This is a genomic window from Pseudomonas sp. TE12234, from assembly GCF_054061835.1.
In genome coordinates this window covers 62,476-80,951 of record NZ_JBSSEP010000021.1, presented here as the reverse complement: position 1 = coordinate 80,951, position 18,476 = coordinate 62,476, and the positions used below count along the sequence as shown (strand labels likewise).

General features: G+C 61.2%; 16 protein-coding genes. 7 read left to right on the top strand and 9 right to left on the bottom strand.

The window, feature by feature from the left end:
* The first annotated feature begins 69 nt into the window (after positions 1 to 69).
* Positions 70 to 1,521 (top strand): pyruvate kinase, encoded by a 1,452-nt coding sequence (pyk, locus tag ACVWYU_RS26030; protein WP_090324811.1) that lies wholly within the window; start codon positions 70 to 72, stop codon positions 1,519 to 1,521.
* 188 nt (positions 1,522 to 1,709) lie between these two features.
* Here pyk and ACVWYU_RS26025 read toward each other — a convergent pair whose 3' ends face one another.
* From ACVWYU_RS26025 to ACVWYU_RS26015, 3 genes are read right to left on the bottom strand one after another with little or no spacing between them, the layout of a single operon-like run.
* Complete coding sequence (locus tag ACVWYU_RS26025) at positions 1,710 to 2,459, bottom strand: enoyl-CoA hydratase-related protein (RefSeq protein WP_457374054.1); 750 nt, start codon at positions 2,457 to 2,459, stop codon at positions 1,710 to 1,712.
* A gap of 29 nt (positions 2,460 to 2,488) precedes the next feature.
* The gene (locus ACVWYU_RS26020; RefSeq protein ID WP_457374053.1) at positions 2,489 to 3,424 is read right to left on the bottom strand and encodes an iron-sulfur-binding ferredoxin reductase; all 936 of its coding nucleotides are present in this window, start codon (positions 3,422 to 3,424) and stop codon (positions 2,489 to 2,491) included.
* On the bottom strand, positions 3,417 to 4,523 hold the full coding sequence (locus tag ACVWYU_RS26015) for a GGDEF domain-containing protein (protein WP_090324815.1): 1,107 nt from the start codon (positions 4,521 to 4,523) through the stop codon (positions 3,417 to 3,419). The genes ACVWYU_RS26020 and ACVWYU_RS26015 overlap by 8 nt, the downstream gene beginning before the upstream one ends.
* A gap of 424 nt (positions 4,524 to 4,947) precedes the next feature.
* Between ACVWYU_RS26015 and ACVWYU_RS26010 the strand changes: the two genes are divergently transcribed.
* From ACVWYU_RS26010 to ACVWYU_RS25990, 5 genes are all read left to right on the top strand, one after another.
* A complete protein-coding gene (locus ACVWYU_RS26010) occupies positions 4,948 to 6,471 on the top strand; it encodes a fumarate hydratase (protein ID WP_090324817.1) in 1,524 nt (507 codons plus the stop codon).
* Positions 6,472 to 6,701: 230 nt separating this feature from the next.
* Positions 6,702 to 8,468, top strand: coding sequence for an ATP-binding protein (locus ACVWYU_RS26005; RefSeq protein WP_457374052.1), 1,767 nt, complete (start codon positions 6,702 to 6,704; stop codon positions 8,466 to 8,468).
* Positions 8,462 to 9,796, top strand: a complete 1,335-nt coding sequence (locus ACVWYU_RS26000; RefSeq protein ID WP_390957151.1) for a sigma-54-dependent transcriptional regulator — start codon at positions 8,462 to 8,464, stop codon at positions 9,794 to 9,796. The genes ACVWYU_RS26005 and ACVWYU_RS26000 overlap by 7 nt, the downstream gene beginning before the upstream one ends.
* Before the next feature lie 195 nt (positions 9,797 to 9,991).
* Positions 9,992 to 11,311 (top strand): MFS transporter, encoded by a 1,320-nt coding sequence (locus ACVWYU_RS25995; RefSeq protein ID WP_090324821.1) that lies wholly within the window; start codon positions 9,992 to 9,994, stop codon positions 11,309 to 11,311.
* Between the two features lie 228 nt (positions 11,312 to 11,539).
* Positions 11,540 to 12,169 (top strand): flavin reductase family protein, encoded by a 630-nt coding sequence (locus tag ACVWYU_RS25990; protein WP_457374051.1) that lies wholly within the window; start codon positions 11,540 to 11,542, stop codon positions 12,167 to 12,169.
* On the opposite strand, the gene ACVWYU_RS25985 is transcribed toward ACVWYU_RS25990, so the two are convergent.
* Together ACVWYU_RS25985 and ACVWYU_RS25980 are read right to left on the bottom strand one after the other, a co-directional pair.
* Entirely contained in the window at positions 12,170 to 12,400 is a 231-nt protein-coding gene (locus ACVWYU_RS25985) for a hypothetical protein (RefSeq protein WP_090324824.1), read from the bottom strand.
* Between the two features lie 41 nt (positions 12,401 to 12,441).
* Entirely contained in the window at positions 12,442 to 12,795 is a 354-nt protein-coding gene (locus tag ACVWYU_RS25980; RefSeq protein WP_247257358.1) for a putative quinol monooxygenase, read from the bottom strand.
* A 337-nt stretch (positions 12,796 to 13,132) separates the two neighbouring features.
* Between ACVWYU_RS25980 and ACVWYU_RS25975 the strand changes: the two genes are divergently transcribed.
* Positions 13,133 to 14,062 carry an AraC family transcriptional regulator gene (locus ACVWYU_RS25975; protein ID WP_247257359.1) on the top strand — a complete coding sequence of 310 codons (930 nt, stop codon included), beginning with the start codon at positions 13,133 to 13,135 and terminating at the stop codon, positions 14,060 to 14,062.
* A 79-nt stretch (positions 14,063 to 14,141) separates the two neighbouring features.
* Here ACVWYU_RS25975 and ACVWYU_RS25970 read toward each other — a convergent pair whose 3' ends face one another.
* The 4 genes from ACVWYU_RS25970 to ACVWYU_RS25955 all read right to left on the bottom strand — a co-directional run bounded on the left by ACVWYU_RS25970 (position 14,142) and on the right by ACVWYU_RS25955 (position 18,277).
* Entirely contained in the window at positions 14,142 to 15,197 is a 1,056-nt protein-coding gene (locus tag ACVWYU_RS25970) for an ABC transporter ATP-binding protein (protein ID WP_090324828.1), read from the bottom strand.
* Positions 15,198 to 15,213: 16 nt separating this feature from the next.
* On the bottom strand, positions 15,214 to 16,062 hold the full coding sequence (locus ACVWYU_RS25965; RefSeq protein WP_247257361.1) for an ABC transporter permease: 849 nt from the start codon (positions 16,060 to 16,062) through the stop codon (positions 15,214 to 15,216).
* Entirely contained in the window at positions 16,059 to 16,967 is a 909-nt protein-coding gene (locus ACVWYU_RS25960) for an ABC transporter permease (RefSeq protein WP_247257362.1), read from the bottom strand. Before ACVWYU_RS25960 ends, ACVWYU_RS25965 begins: the two co-directional genes overlap by 4 nt.
* A gap of 206 nt (positions 16,968 to 17,173) precedes the next feature.
* Positions 17,174 to 18,277: an extracellular solute-binding protein gene (locus tag ACVWYU_RS25955; RefSeq protein WP_457374050.1), complete on the bottom strand. Its 1,104-nt coding sequence runs from the start codon at positions 18,275 to 18,277 to the stop codon at positions 17,174 to 17,176.
* Between the last annotated feature and the right edge of the window lie 199 nt (positions 18,278 to 18,476).

Below are 18,476 nucleotides of genomic sequence, written 5' to 3'. Positions count from 1 at the left end.
CATACGAACAATGACTACAACTTCGGACCATAGTAGCCTCACTCAGCGCTTGAACTCAGGAGTCTTTGCATGTCCGTCCGTCGTACCAAAATCGTTGCCACCCTTGGCCCGGCCAGTAACTCGCCGGAAGTTCTCGAACAGCTGATTCTGGCTGGCCTGGACGTCGCCCGCCTGAACTTCTCCCACGGCACCCCCGACGAGCACAAGGCTCGCGCGCAGCTGGTGCGTGACCTCGCTGCCAAGCACGGTCGCTTCGTCGCCCTGCTGGGTGACCTGCAAGGCCCGAAAATCCGTATTGCCAAATTCGCCAACAAACGTATCGAGCTGAAGATCGGTGATCAATTCACCTTCTCCACCAGCCATCCGCTGACCGAAGGCAACCAGCAAGTGGTCGGTATCGACTACCCGGATCTGGTCAAGGACTGCGGCGTGGGCGACGAGCTGCTGCTCGACGACGGCCGCGTGGTAATGCGTGTCGATACCGCCACCGCCACCGAACTGAACTGCACCGTGACCATCGGCGGCCCACTGTCGGATCACAAAGGCATCAACCGTCGCGGTGGTGGCCTGACCGCTCCGGCCCTGACCGAAAAAGACAAGGCAGACATCAAGCTCGCCGCCGAAATGCAGGTCGACTACCTCGCCGTGTCGTTCCCGCGTGACGCCGCCGACATGGAGTACGCCCGTCAACTGCGCGACGAAGCCGGCGGTACCGCCTGGCTGGTGGCGAAGATCGAACGTGCCGAAGCCGTGGCCGACGACGAAACCCTCGATGGCCTGATCAAGGCATCCGACGCCGTGATGGTGGCCCGTGGTGACCTGGGCGTGGAAATCGGCGACGCCGAGCTGGTGGGCATCCAGAAGAAAATCATTCTGCACGCACGCCGCCACAACAAGGCCGTGATCGTCGCGACCCAGATGATGGAGTCGATGATCCAGAACCCGATGCCGACCCGCGCCGAAGTGTCCGACGTAGCCAACGCCGTGCTCGACTACACCGACGCCGTGATGCTGTCCGCGGAAAGCGCCGCCGGTCTGTACCCGCTGGAAGCCGTGCAGGCCATGGCCCGCATCTGTGTCGGCGCCGAAAAGCACCCGACCAGCAAGACCTCCAGCCACCGCATCGGCAAGGAATTCACCCGCTGCGACGAGAGCATTGCCCTGGCGACCATGTACACCGCCAACCACTTCCCGGGCGTGAAAGCGATCATCGCCCTGACCGAAAGCGGTTACACCCCGCTGATCATGTCGCGCATCCGTTCCTCGGTGCCGATCTACGCGTTCACCCCACACCGCGAAGCCCAGGCCCGCGCGGCGCTGTTCCGTGGCGTGTACACCATTCCGTTCGACCCGGCTTCGCTGGCACCGAACGAAGTCAGCCAGAAGGCAATCGACGAGCTGGTCAAGCGCGGCGTCGTGGAGAAAGGCGACTGGGTAATCCTGACCAAGGGCGACAGCTACCACACCACCGGCGGCACCAACGGCATGAAAATCCTGCACGTTGGCGACCCGATGGTCTGAGTGACCGAACGCTGAAAAACAAAAGCCCCGCCATGTGAATGGCGGGGCTTTTTATTTTCTGATCCAGTAGATGCGTGGCTTGATCCGGCCTCATCGCGGGCAAGCCCGCTCCCACAGGTTTTGTGAACGCCACATACCACTGTGGGAGCGGGCTTGCCCGCGAAGGGGCCCGCCCAGACACCGAAAAATCAATGCCTGTTGATAAACCCCGCCAACGCCGCCAATGCCTCCGGCGAACGCAGCCGCTGGGTGAACAATACACCCTCTTCTTCTATGACCTTGCGCAACTGCTCCCGATCCGGCGCTCTCATCAATTGCTTGCTGGTGCGCACCGCTTCCGGCGGCAGCGACTCGAAGCGCAGCGCCATTTCCCGTGCTTTGGCCAAGGCCTCTTCGCCACTGCCCAAGGCTTCGGACGCAATGCCCCATGCGGCGGCTTGCTCACCATTGAATCCTTCACCCAGCAACAGCAACTCCGCCGCCCTGGCCTGCCCGAGCAAGCGCGGCAGGATCAGGCTGGAACCGAATTCCGGGCACAACCCGAGATTGACGAACGGCATGCGCAAGCGCGCGTCGCGGCTGACGTACACCAGATCACAATGCAGCAACATCGTCGTGCCAATGCCCACCGCCGCGCCCGCCACGGCAGCGATCACCGGTTTGCGGCATTCAAGCAGGTTGAGCATGAACTGGAACACCGGGCTGTCGAGGTTGCTCGGCGGTTGCTGGATGAAGTCGGCAATGTCGTTGCCAGCGGTGAAGCATTCACTGGAACCCGTGATCAGTACGGCATTGATTTCAGGATCGTTGTCGGCCAGTTTCAGCGCTTCGGCCAAATGGCTGTACATGGCACGAGTCAGGGCGTTTTTCTTGTCGGGGCGATTGAGCCGCAGGGTCAGCAGGCCGCGTTCGCGTTCAATCTGGATGGCATTGGTCATGGCAGGTCTCGCATCTGAAAGATCAGCGCTCAACCACGGGGCAGGAAGACGTCGGCCAGCAGTTGATTGCGCGGCAATCCCGCCAGGTACAGGCGCCGGGCAAAGGCGTCGACGCTGTCGGGAGCCCCGCAGAGTAAGGCGAGGGTTTGCCGGGAAACAAGCCGCAGTTGCGCCAAAGCCGCTGGCAACTCGGCCGCGGTCCATAGCTCGATATTCAGGTTCGGCCGGTTCGCCGCCAGGGCTTGCAGGGGTTTGGCCAGATAATGCTCGTTGGCATCATGGGCCAGGTGAATGACACGTATCGCACCCTGGTGATCCTGGCGCAACGCTTCACGCAACACCCCGAACAAAGGTCCCAACCCGGTGCCGGAAGCCATTAGCCACAGGGGCCGCTCATGCCAGTCCGGGTCGTAATGCAAGGCCCCGCCACGCAACTCACCAAGACGGATCCCATCGCCGATCTTCAGTTGACGCGCCGCATCGCTGAATTGCCCCGGCTGTCGACAATCGAGGTGAAACTCCAGAAAACGATCATCCTGCGGCAGGCTGGCGAGGGAGTAAGGCCGCGCCACATTGCCCGCCCACAACACCAGATGCTGGCCGGCGCTGTAGCGCAATGGCCGCTGGGGGGTCAGGCGCAAGCGCAGCACGCTGGCACTCAGCCAATCGACGGCGGCGACCTCGGCCGGCTGGCCATCCCGCTGCGGGTCGAAGGTGTGCACCTGCAGGTCCTCGACCACCTGGCACTGACACGCCAGACGCCAGCCTTGCTGACGCTGCTCCGCGCTCAAGGCATCGGGCCGGCTGTCGCTCGGCAGGCCTTGTACACACTGGACCAGGCAGGCATGGCAGCTGCCGGCACGACAGCTGTAGGGCACCGACACGCCGTTCTGATTCAGGGCATCCAGCAGATTACTGCCCGCCGCCACCGACCATTGACGGTCGCCAACACGTAACTCAGGCATCGACGTTTTCCCAGGCCGCCGCACAACGGTTGCGGCCGTCACGCTTGGCGCGATAAAGCGCCTGGTCGGCGCGCTGCAAGGCATCGTCGAGATCATCGCCGAGTTCCAGCAGGGTCATGCCGGCAGACAAGCTGAGGTTGCGCACATTCAACCCAATCAATTCGACATCCGTGAACGCGATGCGCAGCCGTTCGCAGCACGAGGTCAAGCGCTCGGCATTGCAATCGGGCAGCAGCACCACAAACTCCTCGCCGCCGTAGCGGGCCAGCACGTCACCGTCGCGAAGACAGGCCGAGGCCACGCCGGCAAAGGCTTGCAACACCTGGTCGCCTGCGGCATGGCCGTGCAGATCGTTGATACGTTTGAAATGGTCGAGGTCGATCAACGCCAGGCCATGCACGACACCCACCTCCATGGCGTTCAGCTCGCGGGACGCCAGGCGCAGGAAATGCCGGCGATTGAACAACCCGGTCAACTCATCGGTGGCCACCAGATCCTCGAGCTGGCGCATCATCCCGCGCAACGTGTCCTGGTGCGCCTGCAAGGCAAATCGCCGCTGACGCATGCGGTGTCGCGAGGCCTGCACATAACCGGCATAGAGCACCAGCCACACCAGCACAATCAACAGCACGCACACCTGCAACGCCGCCAATGCCGGGTCAGGCAACTGGAAGTGGTAACCCTCCCACAGCGTGATCGCGCTGAAACTGAGAAAAACCAGCACGGCACAACGCACAAATGAGCGACGGGACAGATGGAACAGCCCAAACAGCAGAATCAGTACATAAAAGACCAGAAACGCCCCACGGGCATCCCCCAGATGCGCGATCAGCCAGGTCTGCCACCCCAGCCCCAGCAACACTTGGGCTTCGGTCAGGCTGGGGTCGGCAAAACGCAGGTTCAAGCCCGAATAGAACAGCGCAAACAGCGTCGCCTGGCTGATGACCACCAGTGCGCTGCCAATGGCGACGTCCGACAACGACTCCTCGTAATGCCCGGTGAAAAACGCCAGCCACAGCAATACCAATGCCAGGCCATAGGTGCCGGCCGCAAGGGCGAAACGTTTGAGCAACAGTCGCTGGATGGCGTTATGGGTCAATCGTTGACTCACCGAATGAAAGGAGACTGACAGAGCGTCCTACTCTACAGACCGTATGTCACTTTAGTGGCATGGCCGATAAATGACCATTCAATTTTCAGGGACGAATAACCGATTCAACCTTATCGGCATCTGCTGTGCAGGAACTGACTTGCCAGCGAAGGCGTTCTCGCAGGCTACACCGTTGTTGCCAGACCTGCCGCTTTCGCTGGCAAGTCAGTTCCTGCAGGGATTATGCGTACTTATGCGACCAACGATTGATTGCCGGCGGGTGTTTACAGAACCGAGGCGCGTTATACTGCCGCGCCTTTTTAGCGTCGCGCCAGCATGCCCGGCGTGCCTTGAAAGGTGCTTGCAACCGACCGATGCACCCAAGCTGCAAGCACCTTATTGAATGTTCCCGTCTTTTAGAGGAGCGCGACTCATGACCGTGATCAAGCAAGACGACCTGATTCAGAGCGTTGCCGACGCCCTGCAGTTCATTTCCTACTACCACCCCGTGGATTTCATCCAGGCGATGCACGAGGCCTACCTGCGTGAAGAATCGCCGGCCGCCCGTGACTCCATCGCTCAAATCCTGATCAACTCGCGCATGTGCGCCACCGGCCACCGTCCGATCTGCCAGGACACCGGCATCGTGACCGTGTTTGTCCGTGTGGGCATGGACGTACGTTGGGATGGCGCCACCATGGGCCTGGACGACATGATCAACGAAGGCGTTCGTCGCGCCTACAACCTGCCGGAAAACGTCCTGCGTGCCTCGATCCTTGCCGACCCGGCAGGCGCTCGCAAGAACACCAAGGACAACACCCCGGCCGTTATCCACTACTCCATCGTTCCGGGTAACACCGTGGAAGTGGACGTGGCGGCCAAGGGCGGCGGTTCCGAGAACAAATCGAAAATGGCCATGCTCAACCCGTCCGACTCGATCGTCGACTGGGTGCTGAAGACCGTTCCGACCATGGGCGCCGGCTGGTGCCCACCGGGCATGCTCGGCATCGGCATCGGCGGCACCGCCGAGAAAGCCGCGGTGATGGCCAAGGAAGTGTTGATGGAATCCATCGACATCCACGAACTGAAGGCCCGCGGCCCACAGAACCGCATCGAAGAAATGCGTCTGGAGCTGTTCGAGAAGGTCAACCAGTTGGGTATCGGCGCACAAGGCCTGGGCGGCCTGACCACCGTGCTCGACGTGAAGATCATGGATTACCCGACTCACGCCGCTTCGTTGCCGGTGTGCATGATCCCGAACTGCGCCGCCACCCGCCACGCACACTTCGTGCTCGACGGTTCCGGCCCGGCATCCCTGGAAGCGCCACCGCTGGACGCCTACCCGGAAATCGTCTGGGAAGCGGGTCCGTCGGCTCGTCGCGTCAACCTCGACACCCTGACCCCGGAAGAAGTGCAGAGCTGGAAGCCGGGCGAAACCATCCTGCTCAACGGCAAGATGCTCACCGGTCGCGACGCCGCGCACAAGCGCATGGTCGAGATGCTGAACAAGGGTGAAACCCTGCCGGTAGACCTCAAGGGCCGCTTCATCTATTACGTCGGCCCGGTCGATCCGGTCCGCGAAGAAGTGGTTGGCCCGGCTGGCCCGACCACCGCCACGCGGATGGACAAGTTCACCCGTCAGATCCTCGAGCAAACCGGCCTGCTGGGCATGATCGGTAAATCCGAGCGTGGCCCGACCGCCATCGACGCGATCAAGGACCACAAGGCCGTCTACTTGATGGCTGTCGGTGGCGCGGCTTACCTGGTGGCGCAAGCCATCAAGAAATCCCGCGTGGTGGCTTTCGCCGAACTGGGCATGGAAGCAATCTACGAGTTCGACGTGAAAGACATGCCGGTCACTGTTGCAGTCGACAGCAACGGCGAGTCGGTACACATCACCGGTCCTGCCATCTGGCAGAAAAAGATCAGTGACAGCCTGGCGGTGGAAGTGCAGTAAGCCTTTCGACTGACCACCGAAAAGGCGACAGGGCTAGCCCTGTCGCCTTTTTTATTGCCAGACGCGTGCCCCTGTAGGAGCGAGCCTGCTCGCGATGGACCCATGGACGGCACGGTCTGTCGGGTGCCCCGCGTTATCGTTGACGTCCATCGCGAGCAGGCTCGCTCCTACAAGGGTCAAGCGGCTCATGTTATGGTGCGCCCCCTCTGTACCTGTGTGTAATACCCAGCATGCTCGAGTTATCCCGCCCCTTGCGTCTGACGATCTACACCTTGGTGATCATCGCCGGTGCGGTCATCGCCGCCACCCTGGCCACGCGTCACACCCTGCGCCAGTCCATGGTCGAAGACGCCGCCCGGGCCAATCAACAATTGGCGCTGTACGCTACGTCACTGCATACCCTGATCGAACGTTACCGTGCCCTGCCCTCGGTGCTGGCGCTGGACCCGCAATTACGCGAAGCACTCAATGGCCCGGTAAGCCCCGAGCAACAGGACATGCTGAACCGCAAGCTGGAAAAAATCAACGGCGCCGCCGAGTCCTCGACCCTGGAACTGCTCGATCGCAACGGCCTGGCCGTGGCGGCGAGTAACTGGCGCCTGCCCAGCAGCTACGTCGGGCACAACTACGGCTTCCGCCCTTACTTCAGTCAGACCCGCACCCAGGGCACCGGGCGTTTTTACGCCGTGGGCGTGACCAGTGGTATACCGGGTTACTTCCTGTCCAGCGCCGTCACCGATGACGACGGGCAGTTTTTCGGGGCCATGGTGGTCAAACTGGAGTTTCCCGAGCTGGAACGGGAGTGGCGTCAGGGCAGCGACACGCTATTGGTCAGCGATGCGCGCGGGATCATTTTTATCGCCAACCAGCCGGGCTGGCGTTATCGCCAATTGAAGCCGCTGAACGACAGCGATCACGCCGAACTCAAGGCCACCCGCCAATACGACAAGCAGCCACTGACACCGCTTGATTATCAATCGCTGCGCCGCTTCGACGAAAACAGCGAGCTGGCGCGGGTCGATGGCCCGGACGGCAAGGCAGATTACCTATGGGAGTCCCTGCCGCTGACTGCCGAAGGCTGGACCCTGCACCTGCTGCGTCGCCCGCAGGTGGCGTTCGAAGACAGTCGCAACGCCGCCCTCGCCGCTGCCGGCCTGTGGCTGACCCTGGTATTTCTGCTGCTGTTCCTCAATCAGCGCTGGCGGCTGGCGAAAATGCGTCAGCGCAGCCGCGAAGAGCTTGAACAGCTGGTAGAAGAACGTACCCGCGACCTGCGCACCGCCCAGGAAGGCCTGGTGCAATCGGCCAAACTCGCCGCCCTCGGGCAGATGTCCGCCGCCCTTGCCCATGAGATCAACCAGCCTTTGACTGCTCAGCGCATGCAGCTTGCCACGCTGAGGTTGCTGCTCGACCACGGCCGCGTGGACGACGCCTACAAGGCACTCAAACCCGTGGACGAGATGCTGACCCGCATGGCCGCCCTCACCGGCCACCTGAAAACTTTCGCCCGCAAAAGCCCCAGCGGCTTGCGCGAACGCCTCGATCTGGCGGCGGTGGTGGATCAGTCCCTGGAGCTGCTCGATACCCGATTGCGCGATGAACAGGTCAGCACCGTGCTGCACCTGACCCGCCCGGCCTGGGTACGGGGTGATGCGATTCGCCTGGAACAGGTGCTGATCAACCTGCTGCGCAACGCGCTGGACGCGATGCAGGATAAACCCTGCAAGCGCCTGGAAATCCGTCTCGAGGCCGATGAACAATTGTGGCGCCTGAGCGTCATCGACAACGGTGGCGGCATCGCCGAAGAGAACCTGGCCAAAGTGTTCGACCCGTTCTTCACCACCAAACCGGTCGGCGACGGACTGGGCATCGGGTTGGCAGTATCCTTTGCAATCGTTCACGAATCGGGCGGGCGCCTGACTGCCGGTAATCGCGACAAAGGCGCGGTGTTCTCCCTGACCCTGCCCATCGACCTGGAGGCCCATGGCTCATGCTGAATTCCGTGATGGTGGTCGACGACGAAAGCAGCATTCGCAGCGCCGTCGAACAATGGCTGAGCCTGTCGGGTTTCGACGTGCAGTTGTTCAGCCGGGCTGACGAGTGCCTGGCGAAGTTACCGAAACATTTTGCCGGGGTGATTCTCAGCGATGTACGCATGCCCGGCATGAGCGGCCTGGACCTGTTGGCCGAAGTGCAGCAGCGCGATGCCGAGCTGCCGGTGATCCTCCTGACCGGCCATGGCGACGTGCCCATGGCCGTCGATGCGATGCGCGACGGCGCCTACGACTTTCTGGAAAAACCCTTCAGCCCCGAAGCCCTGCTTGGCAGTTTGCGCCGGGCACTGGACAAGCGCCGGCTGGTCCTGGAAAACCGCGCCCTGCACGAACAGGCGGACAACCGCGCCAAACTTGATGCCACGCTGTTGGGCGTGTCCCGTGGCTTGCAAACCTTGCGCCGGCAGGTACTGGAACTGGCGTCACTGCCAGTCAACGTACTGATCCGCGGCGAAACCGGCAGCGGCAAGGAGCTGGTCGCCCGTTGCCTGCACGATTTCGGCCCGCGTGCGGACAAACCTTTTGTGGCATTGAATTGCGCGGCCATCCCCGAGCAGCTGTTTGAAGCCGAACTGTTCGGCCACGAAAGCGGTGCGTTTACCGGCGCCCAGGGCAAACGCATCGGCAAACTCGAATACGCCGATGGCGGCACGCTGTTTCTCGATGAGATCGAAAGCATGCCCCTGGCACAGCAGGTAAAGCTGCTGCGGGTGTTGCAGGAGCAGAAACTGGAACGCCTGGGCTCGAATCAGAGTATCCGCGTGGACTTGCGGATCATTGCCGCGACCAAGCCGGACCTGCTCGACGAAGCACGGGCCGGACGTTTCCGTGAGGATCTGGCTTATCGCCTGAACGTCGCCGAACTGCGCCTGCCACCGCTGCGCGACCGCCGCGAAGACATTCCGTTGTTGTACGAATCGTTCGCCCGCCATGCCGCCGAGCGCCTGGGACGTACCCTGCCGCCGCTGAGCGGGCCGCAGTTGAGCCACCTGTTGAGCCACGACTGGCCGGGCAATGTGCGCGAACTGGCGAATGTCGCCGAGCGTCAGGTACTGGGACTTGGCGAGCCTGTTCCGGCAGGCATCGACCCCGGGCAGTCACTGGCGGCGCAGCAGGAAGCCTTTGAGGCCCAGTGCCTGCGCGCAGCGCTGACGCGACACAAGGGTGACGTCAAGGCCGTGCTTGAAGAGCTGCAACTGCCACGCCGCACGTTCAACGAAAAGATGCAGCGCCATGGCTTGAGCCGAGAGATGTTCCTGCAAGAAAACTGAATGCTCCAGCGCCTTTGATGGCCCCATGAGCAATTTTTCGCTCACGCACAATTTTTCATGAGCGGATTTCCGCTCATCAGATTGCTCCAACCCTTCTAAACCGGCCCTCTTCCCCTTGGCACACCTCCTGCTATAGCCCCCGCAGGCTGCGTTAACGCGCGCTCCACAAAAAATAATTAGACGAAGGATCCTTCAATGGATAACTCCAATACCCTGCCCCGTGGGTCGGCCGCCGCGCCGACAAGAGAACGCACCACCTCCAGCCGCATCAAATCGATCTTCAGCGGTTCCGTCGGCAATATGGTCGAGTGGTATGACTGGTACGTCTACGCCGCTTTCTCGTTGTACTTTGCCAAGACCTTTTTCCCGAAAGGCGACACCACTGCACAACTGCTGAACACCGCCGCAATCTTTGCCGTGGGCTTCCTGATGCGCCCGATCGGTGGCTGGCTGATGGGCCTGTATGCCGACAAGGTCGGGCGCAAAAAGGCCCTGATGGCCTCGGTGTACCTGATGTGTTTTGGCTCGCTGCTGATCGCCCTGAGCCCAGGCTATGAAATCATCGGTATCGGCGCGCCGATCCTGCTGGTGTTCGCCCGCTTGCTGCAGGGCCTGTCGGTCGGTGGCGAATACGGTACCTCCGCCACTTACCTCAGCGAAATGGCAACCAAGGAACGTCGTGGCTTCTACTCCAGCTTCCAGTACGTGACCCTGATTTCCGGCCAGCTCATCGCCCTGGCCGTATTGATCGTATTGCAACAACTGCTGACCACCGAGGAGCTTTATGCCTGGGGCTGGCGCATTCCGTTCGCCATCGGCGCACTGTGTGCCGTCGTCGCGCTGTACCTGCGTCGCGGCATGGAAGAAACCGAATCGTTCACCAAGAAGGAAAAAGCCAAGGAAAGCGCGATGCGCACCTTGCTGCGTCATCCGAAGGAACTGATGACCGTGGTCGGCCTGACCATGGGCGGCACCCTGGCGTTCTACACCTACACCACGTACATGCAGAAATATCTGGTGAATACCGTCGGCATGAGCATTTCCGACTCCACCACCATTTCCGCCGCCACACTGTTCCTGTTCATGTGCCTGCAACCGGTCATCGGTGGCCTGTCGGATAAAATCGGTCGTCGGCCGATCCTGATTGCCTTCGGCATCCTGGGCACGCTGTTCACCGTACCGATCCTCACCACCTTGCACACCATCACCACGTGGTGGGGCGCGTTCTTCCTGATCATGGCGGCGCTGATCATTGTCAGCGGCTACACCTCGATCAATGCGGTGGTCAAAGCCGAACTGTTCCCGACCGAAATCCGCGCACTGGGTGTTGGTCTGCCCTACGCACTGACCGTGTCGATCTTCGGCGGCACCGCTGAATACATCGCGTTGTGGTTCAAGAGCATCGGCATGGAAACCGGTTACTACTGGTACGTCACCGCCTGCATCGCCGTGTCGCTGCTGGTGTACATCACCATGAAAGACACCCGCAAGCATTCGCGGATCGTCACGGACTAAGTCCAGCCACATCACAATCAAAAGGGGCAGACCGTCGGGGGTCTGCCCCTTTTTTGTTGGGCATTGCGTGAAAAACCAAAGCGATTAAGAGCCAAATTCCATGCTTGGGTGTTCCCCCCAAACATAGAATCTCCCACAGGGCCCTAGACCCCATCTCTCGCGATTGACTGGAAATTAGCAATCGTCGCCAGCAATATGACCCTCTCTCGAAAAACCCAGGTCTGCCCCATGCCCGACGACATCCACTTTTACGAACCCGCCAACGGCCACGGCCTGCCCCACGATCCGTTCAACGCCATCGTCGGCCCGCGCCCTATCGGCTGGATCTCTTCACAGGATGCCGAGGGCCGTTTGAACCTGGCGCCCTACAGCTTCTTCAATGCCTTCAACTACATTCCGCCGATCATTGGTTTTTCCAGCATCGGACGCAAAGACAGCCTGAACAACATCGAGCAGACCGGCGAATTCGCCTGGAACCTGGCCACCCGGCCATTGGCCGAACAGATGAACCAAAGCTGCGCCATGGTCGGGCCAGAGGTCGACGAGTTCGAACTGTCGGGGCTGACGCCCGTCGCGTCGAAAGTCATTCAGGTGCCGCGAGTCGCCGAAAGCCCGGTGTCCTTCGAGTGCAAGGTCACGCAGATCATTCAGCTGCAGCGAGCGGATGGGAATGTCGTGCCGAGCTGGCTGATTCTGGGCGAAGTGGTCGCCGTGCATATCGCCAAATGGCTGTTGAAGGACGGGGTCTACGACACCGCCGCGGCAGAACCGATTCTGCGCGGCGGCGGGCCGGCGGATTATTTCCAGCTGGGGCCTGAGGCGCTGTTCAAGATGTACCGCCCAGGGACAGTGAAGTGATCACCAGAGCAGGTCGGTGTTTTCCTTGACGTCCTTGAGGCGAGTCAGCTCCCTGGCGGCCGCTTCGTCGGCCTCATGGGCGGTCTTGAAGGTCTGGCCTTCGAGCACCTTGTGAAAACGCGGGGCGCCGGCCCCTCCCAGCGCTTTGACGGCGATTGCGGCGTGGTAGCCGCCCTCACCCGGTACTACAGCGGAAACAGCTTCGAAGTGTTCAAAGGCTTTTCTTGCCATGTCACGAATCCTGGCGGGTTGAGAATGTCGTCATTAAACCCTCAACCGGCCAGTTTGTGTACTGCTGCGCCGGACTGACCGAGGGCCTGTTCCGCCGACACATCCTTGAAGGTATGGAAATCCAGGCTGTCGACCACCAGTTCCTGCACCAGCTCCGCAAAAATCTCCATCGCCGGCGTGTTGAAGTACGCGGTCATGGCCTGTTGATTGCTCCAGAAACCGGACACCAGCCACAGCTGCGGATCGCATTGCGAATGCTGCAAGGCAAAGTTCAGGCAGCCTGGCGCGGCGCGAGACGGCTCGATCAATGCGCTCAGGCGCACACCCAGCTCCTGCGAACGCCCGGCGCGCGCTCGAACGAAGGCCATATGACTGACGGGGATCTGCTTTGACATGTTCAACCCTCCCGGGGAGTCGCGTGGCAGCCAGGGGACGGGCTGCGACAGGATCAAAGGTTAAGGGTTGGGGCGCGTGGCTCGTTAGTCGATTTCTGCCGGGGCGTTGCACAATCCTGCGAGCGTGCAGGGATTCTCTGTAACAATCGGCAAAACCCTGTCACGGTTCTGCCCCACGAGTTTCAAGCAAGTTTCCCCGCGCCTGTCAGGTCTTGTCGGGGCAGTAAGCAACACCCATGCAGAATCAGGCAAGCATCAGGCAGGATGTGTCTACCGCTGTCGCTTGCACAAACTTATGCTCTGCCCGTCAAACCCAACCTTGCCGAGGATGCCTCGCATGTCGTCGCTCGATCACTTTCAAGCCCCGCTGGACGCCGACATGGAGAAACAGCGCGCGGAACTGGCGGCGATCATTCGTCGCAACACCGCCGAAGATGGCAGTTATGCCACCGCTGTCGATTCGCTGTTCATGTCGCGTCATAGTCAAAACCACGACTTCGCCCCGGTGCTGGCGCAACCGGCGCTGTGCATCATGGCTCAGGGGCGCAAGGAAGTTCGGCTGGCCGACGAGTACTTCAATTACGATCCGCTCAACTACCTGGTGGTCTCTGTCTCGATGCCTCTGAGTGGCCGGGTGGTGAACGTCTCGGCCGAAGAACCGATACTGGCCGTGCGGCTGGACATCGACCCGACGGAAATCACCGCGTTGATCGCCGACGCAGGTCCGCTTGGCGTGCCCACACGACCGACCGGGCGCGGCCTGTATGTCGAACGGCTCGACAGCGCGATGCTCGATGCGGTGCTGCGCCTGGCGCGGTTGCTCGACACACCGAAAGACATCGCCATGCTCGCGCCACTGATTCGCCGGGAAATTCTCTATCGGTTGCTGCGCAGCAAACAGGGCCACCGGCTATACGAAATTGCCATCGCCAACAGTCAGAGCCACCGCATCAGCCAGGCGATCAAATGGCTCAACAGCAATTATGAACAGCCGCTGCGCATCGATGATCTGGCGAAGGAAGTGAATCTGAGCGTTTCGACGCTGCATCATCGTTTCAAGGCGATGACGGCGATGAGCCCGTTGCAGTATCAGAAGCAACTGCGATTGCAGGAAGCGCGACGCTTGATGCTGGCCGAAGGGCTGGAAGCTTCGGCCGCAGGTTACCGCGTCGGGTATGAAAGCCCTTCGCAGTTCAGTCGCGAGTACAGCCGTTTGTTCGGCGCGCCGCCGTTACGGGATCTGGCGCGGTTGCGGTTGAGCGTTTAGTCAGGATTTGTGCCGTCAGTACCGGCCCCATCGCGAGCAGGCTCGCGAAGAGGCCAGACAGGCCAACATCCAATCCGGATCAGGCGCCCAACACCCTGCACGCCTCGGCCGGCAAGGTCACCGACACCGGATGCCCAACGCTCAAGCCAAAGCCCTGACACGGTGTGCTCAGCGCCGTAAACGTCACCCCGGAACACTCGACCGTGGTTTCGATGGTCGCGCCGATATCCCGCACGAAGGTCACCTTGCCCAACAACCGATTGCCCGCCGTCGCCTGCGGCTCCGACAGTTGCAGGTCTTCCGGGCGAATCAGCATCTTCACTTTCTCACCGACCACAATGCTGCTGCAGATCGGCACTTGCAGCGCATCGCCGCCTGGCAGGCTGACCTTCCCATCACCCAGCGCCGTGGCCGGGAAGATGTTGCCCGAGCCGATGAAATCCGCGACGAATTCGTTGGCCGGGTGCCGGTAGATTTCGATCGGCGTGCCGACCTGCTGCACCCGATGCTCACCCAGGACCACCACGATATCCGCCATGGTCATGGCTTCGCGCTGGTCGTGAGTCACCATGATGGTGGTGATGTTCAGGCGTTGTTGCAGTTGACGGATTTCCACCTGCATCGACTCGCGCAGCTTGGCATCCAGCGCCGACAGCGGTTCGTCGAGCAACAGGATTTTCGGGTGATTGGCAATCGCCCGGGCAATCGCCACGCGCTGGCGCTGCCCGCCGGACAGTTTCGCCACCGGACGATCAATCATCTGCTGCAACTGGATCAACTCCAGCAACTCCACCACTCGCGCCTGCTGATCAGCCTTGCTGACCCCGCGCAGTTTCAGTGGATAAGCGATGTTCTCCCCGACCGTCATGTGCGGGAACAGTGCCAGGGACTGGAACACCATGCCGAAATTGCGCAAGTGCGCCGGGGTTTGGCCGATGTCTTCACCGTCCAGACGAATCTCACCGCCGGACAGGGTTTCCAGGCCGGCGATCATCCGCAGCAACGTGGTTTTGCCGCAACCCGAAGGGCCCAGGAAACACACCAGCTTGCCCTCGGGCAAATGCAGGTTTACATCTTTTACCGCGCAGGCCGAGCCGTAGCGTTTCTCGACGTTTTCCAGAATCAAGCCAGACATAAATCACCTCAAGAAATCAGAACGAAACGCCACCTTCACCAACCAGCTTCTCCAGCGCCCAGATCAGGACGAAGTCGATCAGCACGATCAGCACGGCAAACGAAAATACGGTTGGGTCGAGCGAGGACACGGTGCGGCTGTACATCCAGATCGGCACGGTCATGACGTCGATGGTGTAGAGGAAGTAGGTCACGGTGAATTCGTTGAACGAAACGATGAACGCCAGCAGCATGCCCGCCAGAATCCCCGATTTCATCAACGGCACCACCACATCGACGATCGCCCGCAGCGGTGAAGCGCCGAGCATTTGCGCCGCCTCCTCGACTTCGCTGCCGATGGACAGCATGGCGGCCGTGCAGTTCTTCACCACGAACGGCAACGCCAGGATCACGTGGGCAATCACCAGGCGCGAGATGGTCATCTGGAACGGCAGGCTGTCGAACACCAGCAGCAACGCCAGGCCCAACACCACCATCGGGAAGACCAGCGGCAGCGACATCAACTGCATCGCCACGGCTTTGCCGCGGAACTCGCAACGGGTCAGCGCGTACGCCGCCGGCACTGCGATCAGCGTCGCGAAGACCATGGTCAGGCACGACACCATCAGGCTGGTGGTCATGGCTTTGCCCAGGCTCAGCACGTCGCTGGCGTCCGGCGAAACGAAGGTGTGCCAGGCGGCCTTGTACCATTGCAGGCTGTAGCTGCTCGGCGGGAAGTCGAGGTTCGACGAGCCACTGAAGGACATGACGATCATGGTCAGGATCGGCAACACCGCCAGCAACAGGATGAAGCCGGACAGTATGCCTGCGAACTTGCCGGTCTCTCCCGGCAACAGCGACTGGCGCTTTTTGATCAGGGTACTCATTGCGAAGCCTCCAGCATGCGCCGACGACGGCCAGTGATGTATTCGGACAACGTCATGATCGCCAGCGTGGTAACGATCAGCACCACACCGGCAGCGGACGCGGCGGGCCAGTTCATCAGCGGCGCGATCTGGTCATGCACCATCACCGCCAGCATCGGCACGCGGCGGCCACCGAGCAGCAGCGGCACCACGAAGCTGCTGGCGTTGTAAGCGAATACCAGGGTCGCACCGGTGATGATCCCCGGCAGGCTCATCGGCAACACCACCTGACGGAACACTTGAAAACGACTGGCGCCCAGGGTAGCGGCGGCCTCTTCGTAACTGCGGGCAACGCCGCGCATGGCGCTGGCGATCGGCAGCACGGCCAGCGGGAAGGCGGTTTGCACCAGGCCCATCAACACGCCGTTCTGGTTGTACAGCAGCATGATCGGACGCTTGATCAGGCCCAGGCCCATCAGCGTCTGGTTGAGCATCCCGCCCGGGCCGAGAATCACCAGCCAGCCATAGCTTTGCAGCAGCAGGTTGACCAGCAATGGCAGCAGCACCGCCGCGAGGAAAATCCGGCGCACGAACGGCGAGGTCAGGCGCGACATGGTGTAGGCCACAGGGATCGCCAGCACGACCGCGATCACCGCGCTGATCAGCGCCAGGCGCAAGGTCAGGACCAGGGATTTGAGGTAGTAGGGTTCCAGCAATTGTGCGTAGCTGGCCAGGCTGAACCCGGTCCATTCCGCGCCCTTGGTGCCCACGCTCATGCGCAGGACCAGCAGGCTGGCGGCAATCAGCACGCCCATGAACAGCATCGACGGCGAAAGAAAAAGCCAGGCGCGCGTCGTCGGCGAAACACCCCGATCGGCGCGCACGGGGGCGGCACTCACCGGATGGGTCAGAGGTTGGTGTTCCATAGCAAAGGGTCTCGTCAATGGAAAGCAGCAAGACTGAGATTGGGTAAAAAACCTGTGGCGAGGGAGCTTGCTCCCGCTGGGTCGCGAAGCGGCCCCAATCAATCACCGTGCTGATCCGGATAGATCGCGGTGCCTGGTATTGCGGCTGCTGCGCAGCCGAGCGGGAGCAAGCTCCCTCGCCACAAAAGCTCTTTGAACCTCAGAAATCAGGAAGAAAAGATTTCCGTGTAACGACGAATCCATTGGTCATGCACGGTGGCCAGGAAGGCGTTGTCGTGCATGATCGCCTTCTCGGCAATCTGCTCTGGCGTGAGGATGTACGGGCTCTTGCGCGCTTCGGCGGAGATGATCGCCTTGGCGTTGACCGGGCCGTTGTAGATGTCTTCGGCCATCTTGCCCTGTACCAGCGGGTCCAGAGAGTGGTTGATGAAGGCGTAGGCCAGGTCGGTGTCGCCCGGACGGTTTTTCGGCATCACCGATTGCATCAGGTCGGTGTAGAAACCTTCTTTCATGCCGAAGGTTGCACTCAGGCCGTAGTTCGGATCGCGGATCTGTTTCGGGAAAAATGCCGGCGCGTACAGCCCCCCCATGTCCAGCGAACCGGTGCGGAACAGTTCGGCGATCTGGTTCGGGTTTTCACCCAGGGTCACCACGCGTTCCTTGAGCTCGGCGAGTTTCTTGAAGCCAGGCTCGATGTTGTGTTCGTCACCACCGGCCAGTTTGGCGGCGATGATGATCAGGTCCATGGCCTCGGTCCAGTTCGGCGGCGGCAGGAAGATGTTCGGTGCCAGCTCGGCATCCCACAGGGCGGCGTAGCTGTCCGGAGCTTCCTTCTGCGTGCGAGTGCTGTAGACCAGGCTGTTGCACCAGAGCAGGTAACCGATACCGTGGCCATTGGCGCCGGTGCGGTATTTTTCCGGTACGTCGACGATATTCGGAATGCGGTTGAGGTCAGGTTTTTCCAGCAGGTTGGCGGCGGCCAGACCTTCGGCGCCAACGCCTGCCAGGGTGATGATGTCGTACTGCGGACGATCACCGCCGGCCTTGAGTTTGGCAACCATCTCCGAAGTACTGCCGGTGCGGTCGGCGATGACCTTGACACCGTACTTGTCTTCGAAAGTCGCGGCGATGTTGCGCAGTGCGGCGAGACCGGTGTCATCGGACCAGGTCAGCAGACGCAGGGTCTTGCCCTGAAAGCGCGTGTCACTGGCATTGGCCCTGACGAACGGCAGGCTCATGGCTGCCGCTGCAACCGAGGCTACGCCCACGGTCTTGATGAATTGACGTCTGTTCAGATCGTGCTTGCCCATTACGGACTCCCTTTGTTTTTTTAAGTATTAGGTTGGTCGCAACCGTTGCATCCGCGCGGCCAGACCAGCTTCAACCCCCCTTGTTTACGGGGCTTGAGCTGAGCCGACGGGTTCATCCTGAGGTCGTGTAAAACACCTGACTATCGATAAAAACTCATCGAAGCCATGACGCCAGTGCATGCCTCGTTTGGAGGCATGC

Bases quoted from the DNA above. Each gene is read 5' to 3' on its own strand.
- ACVWYU_RS25965 (WP_247257361.1), bottom strand. From the start codon at position 16,062: ATGAGTACCCTGATCAAAAAGCGCCAGTCGCTGTTGCCGGGAGAGACC.
- ACVWYU_RS26010 (WP_090324817.1), top strand. From the start codon at position 4,948: ATGACCGTGATCAAGCAAGACGACCTGATTCAGAGCGTTGCCGACGCC.
- ACVWYU_RS26020 (WP_457374053.1), bottom strand. From the start codon at position 3,424: ATGCCTGAGTTACGTGTTGGCGACCGTCAATGGTCGGTGGCGGCGGGC.
- ACVWYU_RS25975 (WP_247257359.1), top strand. From the start codon at position 13,133: ATGTCGTCGCTCGATCACTTTCAAGCCCCGCTGGACGCCGACATGGAG.
- ACVWYU_RS25970 (WP_090324828.1), bottom strand. From the start codon at position 15,197: ATGTCTGGCTTGATTCTGGAAAACGTCGAGAAACGCTACGGCTCGGCC.
- pyk (WP_090324811.1), top strand. From the start codon at position 70: ATGTCCGTCCGTCGTACCAAAATCGTTGCCACCCTTGGCCCGGCCAGT.
- ACVWYU_RS25980 (WP_247257358.1), bottom strand. From the start codon at position 12,795: ATGTCAAAGCAGATCCCCGTCAGTCATATGGCCTTCGTTCGAGCGCGC.
- ACVWYU_RS25960 (WP_247257362.1), bottom strand. From the start codon at position 16,967: ATGGAACACCAACCTCTGACCCATCCGGTGAGTGCCGCCCCCGTGCGC.
- ACVWYU_RS25995 (WP_090324821.1), top strand. From the start codon at position 9,992: ATGGATAACTCCAATACCCTGCCCCGTGGGTCGGCCGCCGCGCCGACA.
- ACVWYU_RS25990 (WP_457374051.1), top strand. From the start codon at position 11,540: ATGCCCGACGACATCCACTTTTACGAACCCGCCAACGGCCACGGCCTG.
- ACVWYU_RS26025 (WP_457374054.1), bottom strand. From the start codon at position 2,459: ATGACCAATGCCATCCAGATTGAACGCGAACGCGGCCTGCTGACCCTG.
- ACVWYU_RS26000 (WP_390957151.1), top strand. From the start codon at position 8,462: ATGCTGAATTCCGTGATGGTGGTCGACGACGAAAGCAGCATTCGCAGC.
- ACVWYU_RS25985 (WP_090324824.1), bottom strand. From the start codon at position 12,400: ATGGCAAGAAAAGCCTTTGAACACTTCGAAGCTGTTTCCGCTGTAGTA.
- ACVWYU_RS26005 (WP_457374052.1), top strand. From the start codon at position 6,702: ATGCTCGAGTTATCCCGCCCCTTGCGTCTGACGATCTACACCTTGGTG.
- ACVWYU_RS25955 (WP_457374050.1), bottom strand. From the start codon at position 18,277: ATGGGCAAGCACGATCTGAACAGACGTCAATTCATCAAGACCGTGGGC.